14 protein-coding genes are annotated in these 16,029 nt (G+C 72.1%); 3 read left to right on the plus strand and 11 right to left on the minus strand.

Features of this window, described 5'->3' with window-relative positions; genetic code table 11:
* Position 1: 1 nt before the first annotated feature.
* The 11 genes from ASE12_RS20515 to ASE12_RS08760 all read right to left on the minus strand — a co-directional run bounded on the left by ASE12_RS20515 (position 2) and on the right by ASE12_RS08760 (position 12,813).
* Positions 2 to 841, minus strand: a complete 840-nt coding sequence (locus ASE12_RS20515) for an amino acid ABC transporter permease (protein WP_235508874.1) — start codon at positions 839 to 841, stop codon at positions 2 to 4.
* Positions 838 to 1,713, minus strand: a complete 876-nt coding sequence (locus ASE12_RS20520) for an ABC transporter substrate-binding protein (protein WP_056399365.1) — start codon at positions 1,711 to 1,713, stop codon at positions 838 to 840. Before ASE12_RS20520 ends, ASE12_RS20515 begins: the two co-directional genes overlap by 4 nt.
* Before the next feature lie 74 nt (positions 1,714 to 1,787).
* Positions 1,788 to 4,472 carry an FtsX-like permease family protein gene (locus ASE12_RS08720; RefSeq protein ID WP_056399366.1) on the minus strand — a complete coding sequence of 895 codons (2,685 nt, stop codon included), beginning with the start codon at positions 4,470 to 4,472 and terminating at the stop codon, positions 1,788 to 1,790.
* Positions 4,469 to 7,591 carry an ABC transporter permease gene (locus tag ASE12_RS20220; RefSeq protein WP_056399367.1) on the minus strand — a complete coding sequence of 1,041 codons (3,123 nt, stop codon included), beginning with the start codon at positions 7,589 to 7,591 and terminating at the stop codon, positions 4,469 to 4,471. Before ASE12_RS20220 ends, ASE12_RS08720 begins: the two co-directional genes overlap by 4 nt.
* A gap of 19 nt (positions 7,592 to 7,610) precedes the next feature.
* The gene (locus ASE12_RS08730) at positions 7,611 to 8,285 is read right to left on the minus strand and encodes an ABC transporter ATP-binding protein (RefSeq protein WP_235508875.1); all 675 of its coding nucleotides are present in this window, start codon (positions 8,283 to 8,285) and stop codon (positions 7,611 to 7,613) included.
* Positions 8,282 to 9,205 carry an ABC transporter ATP-binding protein gene (locus ASE12_RS08735; protein WP_157412866.1) on the minus strand — a complete coding sequence of 308 codons (924 nt, stop codon included), beginning with the start codon at positions 9,203 to 9,205 and terminating at the stop codon, positions 8,282 to 8,284. The genes ASE12_RS08730 and ASE12_RS08735 overlap by 4 nt, the downstream gene beginning before the upstream one ends.
* A gap of 90 nt (positions 9,206 to 9,295) precedes the next feature.
* Positions 9,296 to 9,715, minus strand: a complete 420-nt coding sequence (locus ASE12_RS08740) for a hypothetical protein (RefSeq protein ID WP_056399368.1) — start codon at positions 9,713 to 9,715, stop codon at positions 9,296 to 9,298.
* Positions 9,712 to 10,878, minus strand: a complete 1,167-nt coding sequence (locus ASE12_RS08745; protein WP_082582167.1) for a molybdopterin-dependent oxidoreductase — start codon at positions 10,876 to 10,878, stop codon at positions 9,712 to 9,714. The genes ASE12_RS08740 and ASE12_RS08745 overlap by 4 nt, the downstream gene beginning before the upstream one ends.
* Complete coding sequence (locus tag ASE12_RS08750; protein WP_056399370.1) at positions 10,875 to 11,513, minus strand: methyltransferase domain-containing protein; 639 nt, start codon at positions 11,511 to 11,513, stop codon at positions 10,875 to 10,877. The genes ASE12_RS08745 and ASE12_RS08750 overlap by 4 nt, the downstream gene beginning before the upstream one ends.
* Entirely contained in the window at positions 11,510 to 12,154 is a 645-nt protein-coding gene (locus ASE12_RS08755; RefSeq protein ID WP_056399371.1) for a DUF2064 domain-containing protein, read from the minus strand. The genes ASE12_RS08750 and ASE12_RS08755 overlap by 4 nt, the downstream gene beginning before the upstream one ends.
* A complete protein-coding gene (locus ASE12_RS08760; RefSeq protein ID WP_082582168.1) occupies positions 12,151 to 12,813 on the minus strand; it encodes a glycosyltransferase family 2 protein in 663 nt (220 codons plus the stop codon). Before ASE12_RS08760 ends, ASE12_RS08755 begins: the two co-directional genes overlap by 4 nt.
* A 112-nt stretch (positions 12,814 to 12,925) precedes the next feature.
* On the opposite strand from ASE12_RS08760, the gene ASE12_RS08765 reads away from it, so the two are divergent.
* The 3 genes from ASE12_RS08765 to ASE12_RS08775 all read left to right on the plus strand — a co-directional run bounded on the left by ASE12_RS08765 (position 12,926) and on the right by ASE12_RS08775 (position 16,021).
* Positions 12,926 to 14,224, plus strand: a complete 1,299-nt coding sequence (locus tag ASE12_RS08765) for a hypothetical protein (RefSeq protein ID WP_235508876.1) — start codon at positions 12,926 to 12,928, stop codon at positions 14,222 to 14,224.
* 2 nt (positions 14,225 to 14,226) lie between these two features.
* The gene (locus ASE12_RS08770; protein ID WP_056399374.1) at positions 14,227 to 14,937 is read left to right on the plus strand and encodes a response regulator transcription factor; all 711 of its coding nucleotides are present in this window, start codon (positions 14,227 to 14,229) and stop codon (positions 14,935 to 14,937) included.
* 79 nt (positions 14,938 to 15,016) lie between these two features.
* Positions 15,017 to 16,021 carry a sensor histidine kinase KdpD gene (locus ASE12_RS08775; protein ID WP_056399375.1) on the plus strand — a complete coding sequence of 335 codons (1,005 nt, stop codon included), beginning with the start codon at positions 15,017 to 15,019 and terminating at the stop codon, positions 16,019 to 16,021.
* Positions 16,022 to 16,029: the final 8 nt, after the last annotated feature.

Below are 16,029 nucleotides of genomic sequence, written 5' to 3' on the forward strand. Positions count from 1 at the left end.
CTCATGTGATCAGTCCGTTCTCGCGGCGCAGCGACCGCACCGTCAGGTAGTCGGTGAACCGTGCCAACGGGACCGTCGCGGCGATGAAGAACGCGGCCGCCACGACATACGGCGTGAAGATGAAGTCCTTTCCCGAGATGACCTGCGCGGCTCGGAGCGACTCGACGAGACCGATCGTCGACAGCAGCGCGGTGTCCTTCTGCAGCGAGACGAAGTCGTTGAGCAGCGGCGGAGCGACCCGGCGCAGCGCCTGCGGCAGCACGACGTGGCGCATCGTCTGGCCGTACGTCATGCCCAGCGCGCGGCCGCTGGCCCACTGGGTCGGGTGGATCGACAGGATGCCGGCGCGGATGACCTCGGCGACGTACGCGCCATAGCTCAGAGTCAGGGCGACGACGCCGAGCCAGAACAGGCTGGTGGGCATGCCGGTCAGGTTGAGTGCCGGGACGCCGAAGCCGACCAGCAGCACGATCAACAGCGTGGGCGTTCCGCGGAAGACGTCGGCGTAGAGCACGGCCAGCAGCTTGATCGGCGCGAGGGCCGGCGCCGGGACGACGCGGATGATCGCCACCACGACACCCACGACCAGCACGAACACCTCGACGACCATGAACAGCCGGATGTTGAGCCAGAACGACCGGGCGACCTCGGGGAAGGCGCTCTTGGCGTCGGGCCACCAGAAGTAGGTGCGGTGCACCCGGTCCCAGCCCGGCGAGCTGCCCACGACGTAGACCAGCAGACCGATCACGACGAGCGTCGACACCGCCGCCACCGCACCCCGGGTGAGGGTGCGGCGACGGCGGTAGCGGTCGCGTTCGAACTGGCGCTCGCTCGGTGTCACTTCAGCTCGGGGACGTCGGTCGCCTGGTTGAGCCACTTCTTCTCGAGGCGGTCCAGCGTGCCGTCCTTGCCCAGTGCATCGACGGCGGCGCTGACGCACGGTGTCAGCTTGCTGCCCTTGGACAGCAGCAGGCCGAACGTGTCCTGCTTGCCCTTGGTCGGCTGGAACTGCCCGACGATCGTGCCGCCATCGATCTCGGCCGACGTCAGGTAGTAGGCCGTCGGGAGGTCGGCGACGATCGCGTCGACCTGCTTGTTCTGCAGCGCCTGCGCCGCCTTGGACGTGTCGTCGTAGACCAGCGGCTTGGCGGTGGGCTTGATCTGGTTGCTGATCGCGTCGAGTGAGGTCGTGGCGATCTGGGCGCCGAGCTTGGCGTCCTTGAGGTCGGCCAGGCTCGTGGCGCCGGCGTACTTCGAGCCCTTGAGCGTGATGATCGCCTGGGCCGCGGAGTAGTAGGGCGTCGAGAAGTCGACGGCCTTGGCGCGCTTCGGCAAGATCGAGAACTGGTTGATGTCGAAGTCGAAGGGCTTCTTGCCGGGCTGGATCACCTGGTTGAAGCCCGCCTTGACCCATGTCACCTTGCCGTTCGCGAAGCCGAGCTTGTCGGCCACGGCGTACGCCACGGCGGACTCGAAGCCCTTGCCGTTGGACGGGTCGTTGTCGCTGAACCACGGGTCGTACGCCGGGTCGTCGGTCGCGATCGTCAGCGTGCCGGGCTTGACCAGCGGCAGGGTCGCCGGCTTGCAGTCGGCGAGGGCGGAGGCGCTCTTGGGCTTGGCGTCGCCTTCGGAGTCGGCGGGGGCGCACGCGGAGGTCAGGACGAGCGCCGCGGCGGCGATGGCGGTCAGACCGCGGTAGGGGGTGAACTTCATGGGAGAAGCGTAGGGCCAGTGCGCAATAGGTCTGGACAAATCTCACCCCTCGAGGTGTGGTCCTGGTCGCACCGTCAGCGCTGGTCGCCGCCACGCAGCAGGGCGGCCAGGGGCATGCGACCGACCCGGTCCGCCTCGGCGCGAGCGATCAGCGCCGCCGTCCCGACGAGGACGACGACGGTCGCCGCCGTCCACCACGGGACGACCAGTCCTGGTGCCGAGGACTGGCCGGTGACCAGCTCGAGCGAGAGCGAGCCGAACATCATGAGGGTCGAGCAGACGCCCACGACCAGTCCGGCGACGGCGCCGACGAGGACCGGGCTGACCAGCTCGCCGAGCAGCACGCGCCGTATGCCGGGCCGGCCCAGACCGAGCGACCGGAGGCGTCCCAACGACTCCGCCCGCGCGGGCGCCTCCGCAGCGGCTGCCAGGGCGACCCCCAGGACCGCGAACATGAGCAGGAGGACCGCCGACGCGATGGCGAGGTGGACGAGCCCGGACGCCAGCGGGGCCGAGCGACGGCTGTCGACGACATCGGTGAGCACCTCCACGGTGCCCGTCGACCGAGTCACCGCCTTCAGCGCGGCCGGGGCACCAGGCCCGACGGCCCAGACCGTGCCGGGATCGGCCACCACACCCGCGGCCTCGAACGCTGCCCGGTCGACGACCAGCACGGGATCCGTCGAGTCCCCGACCTGTGGGGCGACGCCGACCACCGAGAGCGGGACCGGCGTGTCCTCCCACCGGACCTGGAGGTCCTCACGGAGGTCGCGGTCGCCGCCGAGGAGCAGGGCCGGGACCCGGTCGCCGGACTTCTGCCGTAGCCGGGCGAGCTGTGGAGCATCGGGCAGGGGGCTGGCCGCCAGCACGCGCTGGTACGCCTTGGCGTCGACGATCACCAGTCGCACGGTCGCGGCGCTCGACCCGGACGCGACGCCGAATCCCTCGACGACCCGGGCAGCGGCGGCGGCCCGCACCCCTGACCTGGCCGAGACCTTGGCGGCGGTCGCTGCGACGGCTCGGTCCGGGGCGGTGTGCCACACGGCGTCGCCCCCGACCGACTGCAGAGCCCCCGCCGCCTGGCCGTGCTGCTCCGTCGCCACGAGCGCGACGGCCGTGGTGAGCTGGGCGACGGTGACCGCCACGACGAGCAGAGGCAGCGCGCGGCCGGCCGACCGCGAGGTCCGAGCCGCCACGACGAGTGGCACGGCGCCGAGCACGCGACGCGCTCGCGCCAGCACCAGCCGGCTCGCCGATGGCAGCACGCGTACGAGCAGGAGCCCACCGACGACCGCGGCCCAGGTCGGCGCGGACGAGGCGGTCAGGTCGCCGTCCCCCACCACCCCACGCTGGCGCAGCGCGACGTACGTCATGACGGCCACCGCCAGCACGACACCTTCGACGAGGAGGCGCCGCATGCGCCGGGCCCGGTCCAGCGCCTGCCGCGCCGAGCGGTTGGCCGGCACCCTCCGGTCGTCCGCTGCGCGCGCTGCGCGCACGGTCGCGAGAACCGGACCGGCAAGCGTCGCCACGACCAGGACCGGCAACGACCAGCGCCAGCCGACGTCACCCACGACCAGCCAGGTGACGAGGGTCCCGAGCGCCGCGCCGAGAAGCGCCACGACGACCGACTCGGCGACCAGCTCGGTGAAGATGCCCAGCAACGAGGCGCCCCGTTCGCGCATCAGCACGAGCGACCCCGACCGGCGACGCACCAAGAGGTCAGCCGCCAGGACCAGCACCAGGGCGACGCCCGCGAGCAGCCCGACGATGAGCACCGTCGCCTGGCCCTGTGCGGCGGACACCCTCGCGCGGCTGTCCATCAGGATCCGGTCGAGCAGGCTGTCCCACGAGACGTTGCCGCTGCCCCGGGACGCGGACGTCTTCAACGCGACGATCTCCCGCATCAACCGTTGCGTCTGCTTCCAACGGACCTGCGAGGGTCGTGGGCTGAAGACCACGCGGGTGGTCAGGTCGTCGAACGGCAGGGCCAGCTGGAAGTCCGGCAACGAGTCCGCCGAGACGATCGCCGCGGCGGAGACGCTCGTCATCTGGTCCGAACGCGCGATCGTCGGATGCAACAGCTCCGGCACCGCCGCCCACACGTGGTCGTCAGGGTCGCCCGCGACGAACACCCCGCTGATCACGATCGTGGCCGTGCGGTGCTGCTCGTCCTCGGCCTCCACCCGGTCCCCGACCTCGAGACCCAGCGTCCGAGCTGCTTGCCGCGGCAACGCCACCTGCACCGGCCACGGGTCCGTCTTCACCGCGACCTCGGCGTCAGCCTTGGCAGCCGGGACGGACGGCTTGGGTGGTCCGCCGGAGACGTAGGTGACCTTGGGCGGGTCGCCCGGTGCGGTCAGGTAGGCCAGCCGGAGGTAGCGTCCCGGGCCAGCGTCCAGCAGGTGCATCGAGGGGGACGTCAGGCTGGTCACGCCGGGGCGTACGACGTCGGCGAGCCCGGTCGGCATGGTGTCCTGCGCGCTCCTCGCGGCCTCGCGCAGCTCGGCAGCCGCCTTCGGGTCGCGGATCCGTTGACCTTCGTCGTACGGGCGGGCCACGGTCGCCACGACCGCGCCCTGCAGGCCGGCCTCGCGTACGTCGGCGGCGATCGCCCGGTCCGACGTACGTTCGGTCAGTGGCGCCACCGCCGCCGTGAGCATCGTCGCGAGCGTGACGACGAGGCCGATCAGCAGCAGCAGACCGAGGTGCGCCCGCGCCCGGCCGACGATGCTCGGCCGATGCCATCGCGGCATCATGAGTCCGCCCCCCTCAGCTGCTCCGGGCCGGACCGCCGGACGATGACGAACGTGATGACCGTGGCGATGAGGAGGCAGCTCACCACAGCTGCCGCCACGACCGCCGACTCGCGACCCCATGGCCAGACCAGCACGGCCCCAGGCACCGGCGCCACGCCGATGTCGGAGCGGACCAGGCTCGACCCGAGCGCCAGCGACGCCACGACTCCGACGGCGACACCGGTCATCAGCACGAGGCCGAGGAGGATGCCGTGCTCGGCGAGCACCAGTCGCGTCACCTGGCGTCGGCTGAGACCGAGTGCCCGGAGCCGGGCCACCTCGGCAGACCGCGCCGGCCGGTCGGCACCGACGACCAGCGCCGCGCCCGCGAGTAGCAGCAGACCGGCCGCGACCACGAGCAGGACCAGCGCCGCGGGCACCATCGCGCGCAGTGGACCGCGCTCCAGCTGGTGCGCCACGGCCGTACGGGTCGTGACCTCGCCGAGGTCGAGGCTGCCCAGGTCACGAGCCGTCTGCGGGCCCGGGTCCGCCACCCACCACGCGTCCACGACGGGCTCGAGGTGGCCCAGCCCGATGAGGATGCGCGACAACGTGTCGGCGTCGGCCAGCACCGCCACGCGTCCGGGCGCCGACGGCACCGTCGGGACGACCGCGACGATCTTGAGCGGCACCGGGACCCCTTCGACCGTCGCGCTGATCGTGCCGCCCACCTTGGTCCCGACGACGTCGGCCAGCCGCTCGGACACGGCGACGGGCAGCGCGGTCGGGCGCTTGAAGCCGGTCACCAGCACGTCACCGGTGGCGTACAGGAGGTATCCGAGGTCGAGGTCCGCAGTGGTCCGCACGGTCGTCGAGCGCGCCGTCGACGTGACCTCGACCGCGGACCCCTTGACCGGGGTGTCCGGTGCGCCGAGCGTCTCCACGTGCCAGTCCGGCGTACGCCCAGCACCCTTGACCGAGAGCGCGACCGAGACCGTGGCGGTGCCGGACGTGGTGCCGCCGGCCAGTGTCAGCTTGGCCGCCACCAGGTGCGATCCCTTGAGGTCACCCGTCCCCTCGAGCCGGTGCGGGCGCCCGTCGAACGGTACGGCGTCGGCGCTCACCGAGCGACGGAATCCCGAGGCGTCCTGCACCAGCAGGGTCGGGGTCACGTCGATCGGCACGCCCTCCGGTGCCGATCCCTTGATCGTGATGCCCGCCGAGGTCAGCGCGAGCCCGCCGACGGGCGGTCCCGGCGCCAGCAGGTGGCCCACGGCCGCCCACGTACGTCCGTGGTCGAGCCGGCCACGCAGGAGGTCGCCGGCCCGGCGGGAGTCGGCCGCCACCAGCACGGGGGCCGAGTCGCCCTCGCCGGAGCCGACGTACTGCCCGAGGGCGATGGGCCGGTCGATCACGGCTGAGGTCGTCAGCCCGTGGGTCGTTGTGGCGATCGCCGCCGCTTCCCGGTCCGATGCCGGCGTCGACAGCACGAACGCCAGGTCGGTGCCGACGCGGAGCGCTGCCTGGTCGTCCTGCGACCGTTCCCAGGTCGTCTGCACCGCCAGCCCGAACGTCGCGGAGGCGGTGGCCATGGCGAGCAGCGCGAGCGCGGCACCGCCGAACGGACGGCGGGCCGCCTGGCTCGTAGCGAGCGGCAGCACGAGCGCGGTCGACCGGCCGGCGACCCAGGCGAGCCCGCCCAGGAGCACCGGTGCGAAGCGCACCGCCACCAGCGTCACCGCCACGACCCCGACCACCGGCGCCACGATGAGGGTGACGTCGTCGGTGGTGGCCGTGGGCGGTTGTGAGTGCAGCTGCCACCACGCGGCGACCGCCACGACGACGAGCAGGATGTCCACGCCGGAACGAGCGGTCCGCGCCACGCGGGACGCGGGTCTGGCGGAGCCCACCAAGGGGACGACCAGCGCCAGGGCGAGCAGGAGAGCGCTGGCGACCTCCGCCAGCACGAGGCCGAACGTGACCGTCGGGCCCTGGCTGAGCCCGGCCGCCGCCATGGCCGGCAGGTGGGTGACGGCCGAGTGCGCCAGCGCGGCGGCGGGCACCGCGACGACCGTCGCCGCAGCGGCGATGAGCAGGACCTCGGTCAGCGCCGCGGCGGCCAGCTGGTCCCGCCCGAGACCCAGGCCGGCCAGCAGGGCACGCTCGCTCTCGCGCACGCTGCCGAGCAGCCGGCCGGCCAGGAGCAGGGCGGTGAGGGCCATGACGGTGCCCAGCAGCAGCACGACGAGCAGCGTCGAGCGGGTCGCCGCCTGCTGCGCGTGGATCCGGCTCAGCGTCTGCGGCAGGTCCGACGCCACCCGGCTGATGTCCACCCGATCGACCACCTGCGACGAGAGCAGGCCGTCCGCCGATCGCACGGCCCCGACCGCCGCGTTCATCGAGCCGTCCGTCGCACGTGCCAGCGTCGGTTGGCCGGTCACCTGCATCGCGTCGACGGTCGAGCCGGTCGCCAGGAACGTCGCCTCGTCGACGACGAACGGGCCGTACGTCGGCGACAGCCTGGGCAGCGAGCCGTCGGTGTACGCGCCGTCGTACCCGCTCCCGGCCAGCGGGTCGCGTTCCCAGGCGGATCGCGACGTGGCCCGGAAGATCCCGACCACGACCAGCGTGACCTCTCGCTGGACCGGCCGGATGCCGACCTCCTTGCCCAAGGTGATCCGGTCGCCGAGGTCGAGGTGGAGCCGGCTGGCTGCGGCCGCGGGCACCACCGTCTCGCGGGCACCGTCGGGCCAGTGCCCGGGGGTCAGGGCTGCGCGCCGGGGCAACGAGGTGGTCGTCGCGAGGTAGGCCAGACGCTGCCCGCCCTCGAGTCGCCGCATCCGCGAGGTGGCACTGGTCGTGAAGCTCGGCCGCAGTGGCTTGAGCGCGTCGCGGATCACCGTCGTTGCGTCATCCCGCACACCGGCCTCGTCGGACGCCTTCACGCCACCGATGAACGCCGTCACCGCGGTCTCCTGGGGCGACGTCTCGCGTACGCCTGCGGTGAACGCCCGGTCCTGGGTCGGGCCGATCAGCAATGCACCGACCCCGAGCAGGGTCGTGCCAAGGGTCACGAGCGCGACGATGCCCGCGAGCAGTCGCCGCTGGGCCACGGTGCGCCGGCGTACGAGCGTCAGCACAGTGCGCTGGTCCGAGCGGTCATGTGAGCCGGCCGTCGGAGATCGTGAGCACGCGGTCGGCGAGCGCCATCATCACCGGGTCGTGCGTCGAGACGACGGCCGTGACCCCCTCGGACTCGACCAGCCCGCGCAACAAGCCCATCACGCCCAGGCCGGTCTCGGCATCGAGCTGACCGGTCGGCTCGTCGGCGATGAGCAGGCGAGGCGACCCGGCCAGCGAGCGGGCGATCGCCACACGTTGCTGCTGGCCACCTGACAGCTCGGAGGGCCTTTGGTCGGCGTGCTCGCGCAGGCCCACCAGGTCGAGCAGGAGCGCGACTCGCTTCTCGCGCTCGACGGCGGGCGTACGACGGAGGCGCAGCGGCACCCCCACGTTCTCGCCGGCGGTCAGCGCGGGCACGAGTCCGAAGGTCTGGAACACGTACGAGATCGAGTCGCGGCGCAGCTGGCTCAGGCCCTCGTCGTCGAGCCCGGTGACCTCGGTGCCGTCGACGCGGACCGTGCCGCTGTCGGGCTGGTCGAGACCGCCCAGCAGGTTGAGGAGCGTCGTCTTGCCGGATCCCGAGCGGCCGACCAGCGCCACCATCTCGCCCGGCGCGACGTCGAACGACACGTCCGTCAGCGCGTGAACCGTGCCGGGACCGCTCCCGTACGTGCGCGTGAGACCACGCGCGACGATCATCGGCTCGCTCACCCGGCGTCCCCGTCCGACCGGATCTCGACGTGGTCCTGCTCGAGCGCGAGCCGGACCCGCCGCGTCAGGGCCAGCGCCTCGCGGAACTCACGTGGCACCTGCACCCGGCCGGCGCGGTCCATGACGGCGTACTCCTCGCCCACCGCGTGCGCGCCGGCTGCCAGGTCGTCGTGGCTGCGCAGCACCTCGCTGCTCGTACGCCCGTCGCGGATCGCGACGGTGCGGGCGACCTGCCCGCTGACCGCGGAGTCGTGCGTGACGATCACGATCGTGGCGCCGAGGTCGCGGTTCGCGGTCCGGAGGGCCGCGAAAACCTCCTGCGCCGTCTCGCTGTCGAGCTCACCGGTGGGCTCGTCGGCGAGCAGCACCCGGGGCTCGTTGGCGAGCGCCACGCAGATCGCGACCCGTTGCTGCTCACCGCCCGACATCTGGTCGGGCCGGCGATCGGCGCAGTGTGCGACGCCCACCGCCTCGAGCAGCGCGGCCGTACGCTCCCGGCGGTCGGCCCGCGACCGGCCGGCGATGCTCATCGGCAGGTCGACGACCTCGCTCGCGGTGAGGTAGGGCACGAGGTTGCGGGACGTCTGCTGGCGCACGAAGCCGACGACGTTGCGCCGGTAGTGCACCCGCTCGCTGCGCGTCAGCGCGAGGAGGTCGTGCCCCGCAACGCGCGCCCGGCCGGCCGTCGGCGCGTCGACTCCTGCCAGGACCTGCAGCAATGTGGACTTGCCGGAGCCGGAGGCGCCGACGATCGCGACCATCTCGCCCTCGTGCACCAGCAGGTCGAGGCCCTGCAGCGCCTGCACCTCGACGCTCTCGGTCTGGTAGATCCGCACGAGGTTGTCGCACACCACCAGCGCGTCGTGCCCGTACTCCGGTTCTCGCGCGGCCGGCGCAGGCAACGACAGCTTCGATCCCACCACGTCAGTCCTCCCGCTCCGGCCCCGCACGAGCGTAACAAAGGTCACACCTCTGCACGCGGTGAAGTGAACGGCTGTCTTGCGTGGCGGTCAGGGAGACGCCGGCCGCGGCGCCATCCGACGACGACGATGCGTGACGACAGCGGCCGAGACCGCGATAGCCACCGTGAGGACGACCCAGCTCAACAGGTACGGCCGGTGGAGCACCGTGTCGTTGTCGGGCTTGCCGCCCTTGCCCGACAGGACGTTGACGAAGGCCACCGTGAGCGTCGCCCACACGAGGAACGCGATCGCCGCCACAGCCCGCATCCGTCGCGGGAGGGCTCGCGCGGCGACGACACCCAGCAGCACCGTGACCGGCGCCAGGACCGCGTCGTGGACGATCACGCCGGCGACGAGCCAGGTGCCCATCGAGACGAGCTGCTCGGACGTGAAGTCCCGCATGAGCCAGACCCCCCACAACCCGAACCCCACACCGGTGAGCAGCAGCACCGCTCGTACGAGCCTCATGTCCTCACCTCGAGCTCACGGACCCACTTCGTCTGGAGGACGCCAGGGCGGTTGGGCGCGATGATGCGGCACGGGTAGCCGTGGTCGAGGCTCAGGGGCTTGCCGTTGAGCTCGAGCGCGAGCAACGTTCGCGGGTCGTCGACGAAGTCGCCCGGCAGCTCCGACGTACGGAATGCTCCGCGGGTCTGCATCGAGCGGACGGTGACGGTCGAGCCGGAGGGTGCCCCGACGAGCGCGACGAGGTCCTTGACCGCGACCCCGGTCCACACCGCGTTGCGGCTCCAGCCCTCGACGCACGCGATCGGCAGGCGGTGCGTGCGTTGTGGCAGCTTCGCCAGGTCGTCACGCGTCAGGGACACGGTGCGTCCGCCGGAGCGGACCTGGAGGGCGAACGCCGGATCGCTGGCCGCACGCGTGGCGCCCGCGGCTCGCGCCGTGCGGTTGACCGGCAGGTCCTGCGGCCCATCACCGTCGCGTACACCGAACACCGAGATCCTGCGCAGCAGCGGCACCGTCTGGCCGACCGTCAGCACCAGGGCGAGGCCCGACGCGGCGGTCACACCACGGAGCACCGCACGGCGACTGGGACCATCGGCGTCGAGCGTCGGCTCGTCCTCGACCGAGGCTCCGAGGCCCTCCCGGATGACCGGCAGCTTGACCGCGATGTGCACGAGGAGCGCACCGATCGCGACCCAGGCGACGGCTTCGTGCGTACGCCGGAAGCTGAACTCCCACGGATACCACTGGACGATGTTGAGCAGGCCGCTCGTGAGCTGGAAGATCGCCGCAGCGACCAGCACGCCGATCGATGCTCGCTCGAGCACGTCGACGAGCTGGTCGCGACGCGCCTTGGGCGGACGGATGAAGAACCGCGGATAGACCGACCACAGCTTGACCAGCAGCAGCGGCACCGAGGCGATGCCGGTCGCGACGTGCGTGCCCTGCGTGACCCGATAGAGCCACGCAGGGTTCGGTCCGATCGGCAGCCAGCCCGGCGCCGAGTACTGGGCGTGGCTCCACAGCCCGGTCAGGAAGCAGATGCCGAAGGCGATGCCCAGCGCCGTGCCCACGCGGGCCGTGGTCGCGGGTCCGCGCGACCTGGCGGTGAAGTCCTCGGGCCGCGGGATCCGCTTCTCGATGTCCTCGACCCGTGGGAGCCTCATGAACGTTCCATACGTGCAGTGTGCCTGCCGCCCGCGGAATGCGTGGCGACAACGCGTAGTCCCGCCCGATGCGCGACCTCCTCGATCGCGTCGAGGCCGACCACGGCCCACTCGAAGTGCGCCGACAGTCGGCCGTCGACGCGCAGCCGGCGGTGCTCGCGGACCAGGCCCGTTCCCGCAGGAGCGACCTCGGCGATGACCGTGCCGTCGCCGGTCAGCACCTCGCGCAGGCGACGGAGCAGGCGGACGGGATCGCCGCCGATCCCGAGGTTGCCGTCCGCCAGCAAGGCGTACGCCCAACGGCCCTCGCCGGGGATCGAGCCGAAGACGTCGCGCCGCAGGGCAAGTGCACCGCGCACGCGCGTCTGGCGGATCGCTTCGCTCGAGACGTCGATGCCCATCGCCGGGATCCGGCGGGCGGCGAGCTCGGCAACCAGGCGCCCGGGACCGCACCCGACGTCGATCGTCGCCTCGTCGCACGGGTCGATGAACAGCTCACGGTCGACCCAGTCGGGGGCGGACGACCACTGGGCCACCTCGAACGGCTGCGTACGCCCGACGTGGTCGACGACGTGCGTGGGCTTGCCGGCGAAGGCCTCGTCGTAGGCCGAGACCGCGTCGAACGCGATGCTCATGCGCTTACCCGGACGGTCTGCACGACGGCGGCGACGCGCGAGAGCGGGATCTCAGCAGCGATGTCGACGGCGTCTGCCCACGTGTCCATGTCGCGTACGGTCCGCAGCCGCTCGATCGTGACCAGGGCTCGTTCGGTCTGCGCGGCCGTGTCGTCGACCGACATCGGGACGTCCGCGAGCACCACAGCTTCCGCCGGGTCGGGCAGTCCGAGCAGCCACCAGCCGCCGTCCGTGGCCGGGCCCATGACACGCGATCCCTCGCGGACTGCGGCGCCGGCGTCAAGGTAGTCCCGCACGGTCAGCTGCGGCGTGTCCATGCCGACCTGCACGACTCCGTGTCCGTCGTCGGCGTCGGCGTGCGCGTGGGCCAGCCGTTCGCCCAGACCGTCGCCACGCTGCGCGATCACCCGTACGCCCGAGAGCGCGCGGGTGATCTCGTCGGCCCGGGCCGCTTCGCCGAGGTCACCGGTCATCGCGACGACCACAGGCCACCCGAGGGCGGCGACGGTCTCGAGCGTGTCGAGCAACGCCGCGGCTGCCAGCTCGGCTGCCGGTTCGTCGCCGATCGTCGCGGCGATCCGGGTCTTGGCAAGCCCCGGGACCGGCGCCTTCGCGACGATCAGCAGCGTCGGGTCGTTCATCGCAGCACCTTGGCGAAGTCCTGGACGACGCGGGCCGTGCCACGGACGGAGCCCGAGACCTTGGACCTCGTGCCGGCGGCCCGGCGGTCGTAGTCGACGTCGACCTCCTGCACGGTCCACCCAGCCTCCGCGGCCCGCAGCATGAGCTCGAGCGGATAGCCGAACCGGCGGTCCTCGACGCCGAGGCTCAGCATGTCCTCGCGACGACAGACGCGCATCGGCGCGAGGTCGTGGATCGGGAAAGCCGAGCGTCGCCGGATCCAGGTCGCCAGCAGCAGCGTGCCCAGTCGGGCGTGCCACGGCCACACGCCACGGCCGACAGGTCGGCGCCGGCCCACGGCCATCGTCGCCGCCCCTGAACGTACGAGGTCCAGCATCGGCTCGAGGTCGGTCAACCGCATCGAGGCGTCGCCGTCCAGCACGGCGACGAGCTCCGCCTCGGCGGCGAGCATCCCCGCGTGCACGGCGGATCCGTAGCCCGGCCGCGTCTCGGTGACGACGAGGGCGCCGAGGGCGCGAGCCACGTCCGCCGTGCCGTCGGTCGAGCCGTTGTCGACGACGATGGCCCGCCATCCCGGCGGGACGTCAGCGAGCACGATCGGCAGGGCGGCAGCCTCGTCCCGGCAGGGGATCACCACATCGCACACGCTCATGACCATGATTCGACGCTAGGGGCGCCGTGGCTTGGTCACCAGACGTCGCGCGATGACAGACCCGTGACGTCCGCTTCGTCGGGCCCCCACATGGCGGAGCCGCACCTAGGCTGACGACGTGTCCCCCACCCTGTCGTCCGCGCGTGCCGCGACCGCGTCCGCGACCGTCGGACTGGTCCTGGTGGTGGCCGCGATCGCGATCCCGCGCGTGACCGACGAGGACGTCCGCGTGCACTGGCCGCCGCTCCACGCGGACTGGGATCCGCGGCTCGGTCTGCTGACGGCCCCGGCGATCGCGATCGGACTGCTCCTGTGGGTCGCGCTGCCCCGGCTCGCCGCGGTCGCATCGTGGCGGGCACTCCTCGCGTACGCGTTCGCCGGCACGTGGCTGTGGACCATGGCGCTGGCGATGACCGAGGGCACCGACGGGCTCGCGCGCGTCTTCGAGCGACCCGGGGAGTACGTGTACGACGCCCAACGGGTCGACTCGATCGGCACCATGATGCGGACGTTCGTCGACCGCATCCCGATGGACTCCCCGGACCACTGGCACACCCATGTCGCCGGGCACCCGCCCGGAGCGTTGCTCTTCTTCGTGCTGCTCGACCGGCTCGGCATCACCGACCCGTTCTGGATCGGCGTCGTCGTCGTCACGATCGGGAGCACGGCGGTCGTCGCGGTCCTCGTCACCCTCAGGACACTCGGCTCCGTGCGCCTCGCGCGACAGGCCATGCCGTGGATCGTCCTCGCCCCGACCGCGGTCTGGATGGGCGTCGACGGCGACGCGCTGTTCACTGCCGTCGCCGCCTGGGGGCTCGCGCTGCTGGCGATCGCCGCTGCCCACCGCCGCCCAGGGGTCGCCATCGCCGCGGGCGTGCTGCTCGGCAGCTGCGTCTACCTCTCGTACGGACTGCTGCTGCTCGGGATCCTCGCCCTGGCGGTCCTGATCATCGGGCGCACGTGGCGGCCGTTGCCCTGGGCTCTCGCGGGCGCGGCCGCGGTCGTCGCGGCGTTCACCGCCGCAGGCTTCGAGTGGTGGCGGGCCTACCCCGTGCTCCACGACCGCTACTACGCCGGGATCGCCTCCGAGCGCCCCTACTCGTACTGGGTCTGGGCGGACGTGGCCGCGTGGACGTTCACCGTCGGTCTGGTCGTCTGGGCCGCCTTCCCGCGGGCGGTCCGCGCGTTCAAGGACGGTGACGTCATGGCCCGGCTCGCCGGGGCTGCCGTGCTGACGATCCTCGTCGCGACGCTCTCGGGCATGAGCAAGGCCGAGGTCGAGCGCATCTGGCTGCCGTTCACGATCTGGGTCGTCGCGATTCCGGCGCTGCTCCCCGAGCGATGGCATCGCCCGGCCCTGCTCTCCCAGGTCGTCCTGGCCCTCTGCGTCCAACAACTCGTGCTGACAAGGTGGTGACCATGACGGCTGTCGAGCGGCCACACGTCCTGGTGGTCGAGGACGATCACGCGGTCGGCGACGTCTTGCGTCGCTACCTCGAGCAGGAGTCGTACGAGGTCACGGTCGCCACCGACGGGGCGACGGGGCTGGCCGCCGCCCGTGAGCTCGCGCCCGACCTCATCGTGCTCGACGTGATGCTGCCGCGGCTGAACGGCCTGGAGATCTGCCGCGAGCTCCGCGAGACCGACGGCTCGGCGGTCCCGATCATCATGCTGACCGCGCTCGGTGAGACGGACGACCGCATCGCCGGGCTCTCCAGTGGCGCCGACGACTACGTCACCAAGCCGTTCAGCGTCAAGGAGCTCACGCTCCGGGTCGGCTCCGTGCTGCGGCGCAGCCTCGTGCCGGCCGGGACGCGCCCCGTCGCAGGGCTGCTGATCGACGGCGACCTGACGGTGCACCCCGTGGCTCGCGAGACCCTGCTGTCCGGCGCGGTCCTCCCGCTGACGACGCGGGAGTTCGACCTCCTCCACTTCTTCCTGCGGCACCCGCACGAGGTGTTCAGCCGCGAGGAGCTGCTCCGGCAGGTGTGGGGCTGGGAGTACGGCGACCACTCGACCGTGACGGTGCACGTCAAGCGGCTGCGCCACAAGATCGAGGCCGATCCGGCCGATCCGGCGCGGATCGTCACGGTCTACGGCCTCGGCTACCGCTGGGACCCGCAGCCATGAGCGAGCGCCAGCGAGGGAATCGTGTGGCAGCAATCATGCTGACGCCTCCGTATCGTTGGCTCTTCAGGGAGGCGTCAGCATGAGCGCGGACACGCTGCACGCGCTGGTCATCGGGCTGGTGGGCTCGCTCGGCGTCGTCGGGGTCGGAGCGCTCGTGCTCTACCTGTTGCGCGGTCGCGCCTTGACGACCTCGATCGTCCTGCTGACCCTCGTGCCGCTCGTCGCGATCATCGTCGGCGTGGTCGGCACGAGCCAGTTCATGTTCACGGCTGAGCTCCGCCGCACCGCGATCGTCTGGCTCGTCGTCACGGCCGTCAGCGTGCCGAGCGCGATCGTCCTCGGCAGCTCGCTGGCCCGCAAGATCGTGTGGGAGCGCGAAGCCCTCGAGCGTGAGCGCAGCGCCGAGCGATCACGCCGGGAGCTCCTCGCCTGGCTCAGCCACGACCTGCGTACGCCCATCGCCGGCGTGCAGGCCATGACCGAGGCCCTCGAGGACGGTGTCGTGTCCTCGCCCGAGGACGTCAAGCAGTACGCCCAGCTGATCCGTGCCGAGACGCTGCGGCTCGCCTCGATGATCGACGACCTCTTCGAGATGTCGCAGATCAACGCCGGGACGCTGGCCCTCGACGTCGGACCCATCGCGGTCGACGACGTCGTACGCTCCGCGGTCGAGGCTGCTCGGCCGACGGCCGAGCGTCACGGCGTACGCCTGGCTGTCGAGGGCCGTCCCCACGGCACGCTCGCGGTCGGCGCGGCACCGGAGCTCATGCGGGTGCTCCGCAACCTGCTCGGCAACGCGATCCGCCACACGCCCGAAGGCAGCACCGTCACGGTCTCGATCGGGTCCGACCGCTCAGAGGTCTGGCTGCGCGTCGACGACTCGTGCGGTGGCATCCCCGACCACGACCTCGCGAAGGTGTTCGACATGGGCTATCGCGGCTCGGAGGCACGCGAGTCCGACGGCCAGGGCGCCGGCATGGGCCTGGCCATCGCCCGCGGCCTGCTCGACGCCCAGTCCGGCTCGATCGACGTCCGCAACCACGACACCGGCTGTCAGTTCGAGATCCGCTTGCCGGCCGCCTAGGTCCGGTG

Origin of the sequence: Aeromicrobium sp. Root236 (genome assembly GCF_001428805.1) — a bacterium.
Lineage (GTDB): Bacteria > Actinomycetota > Actinomycetes > Propionibacteriales > Nocardioidaceae > Aeromicrobium.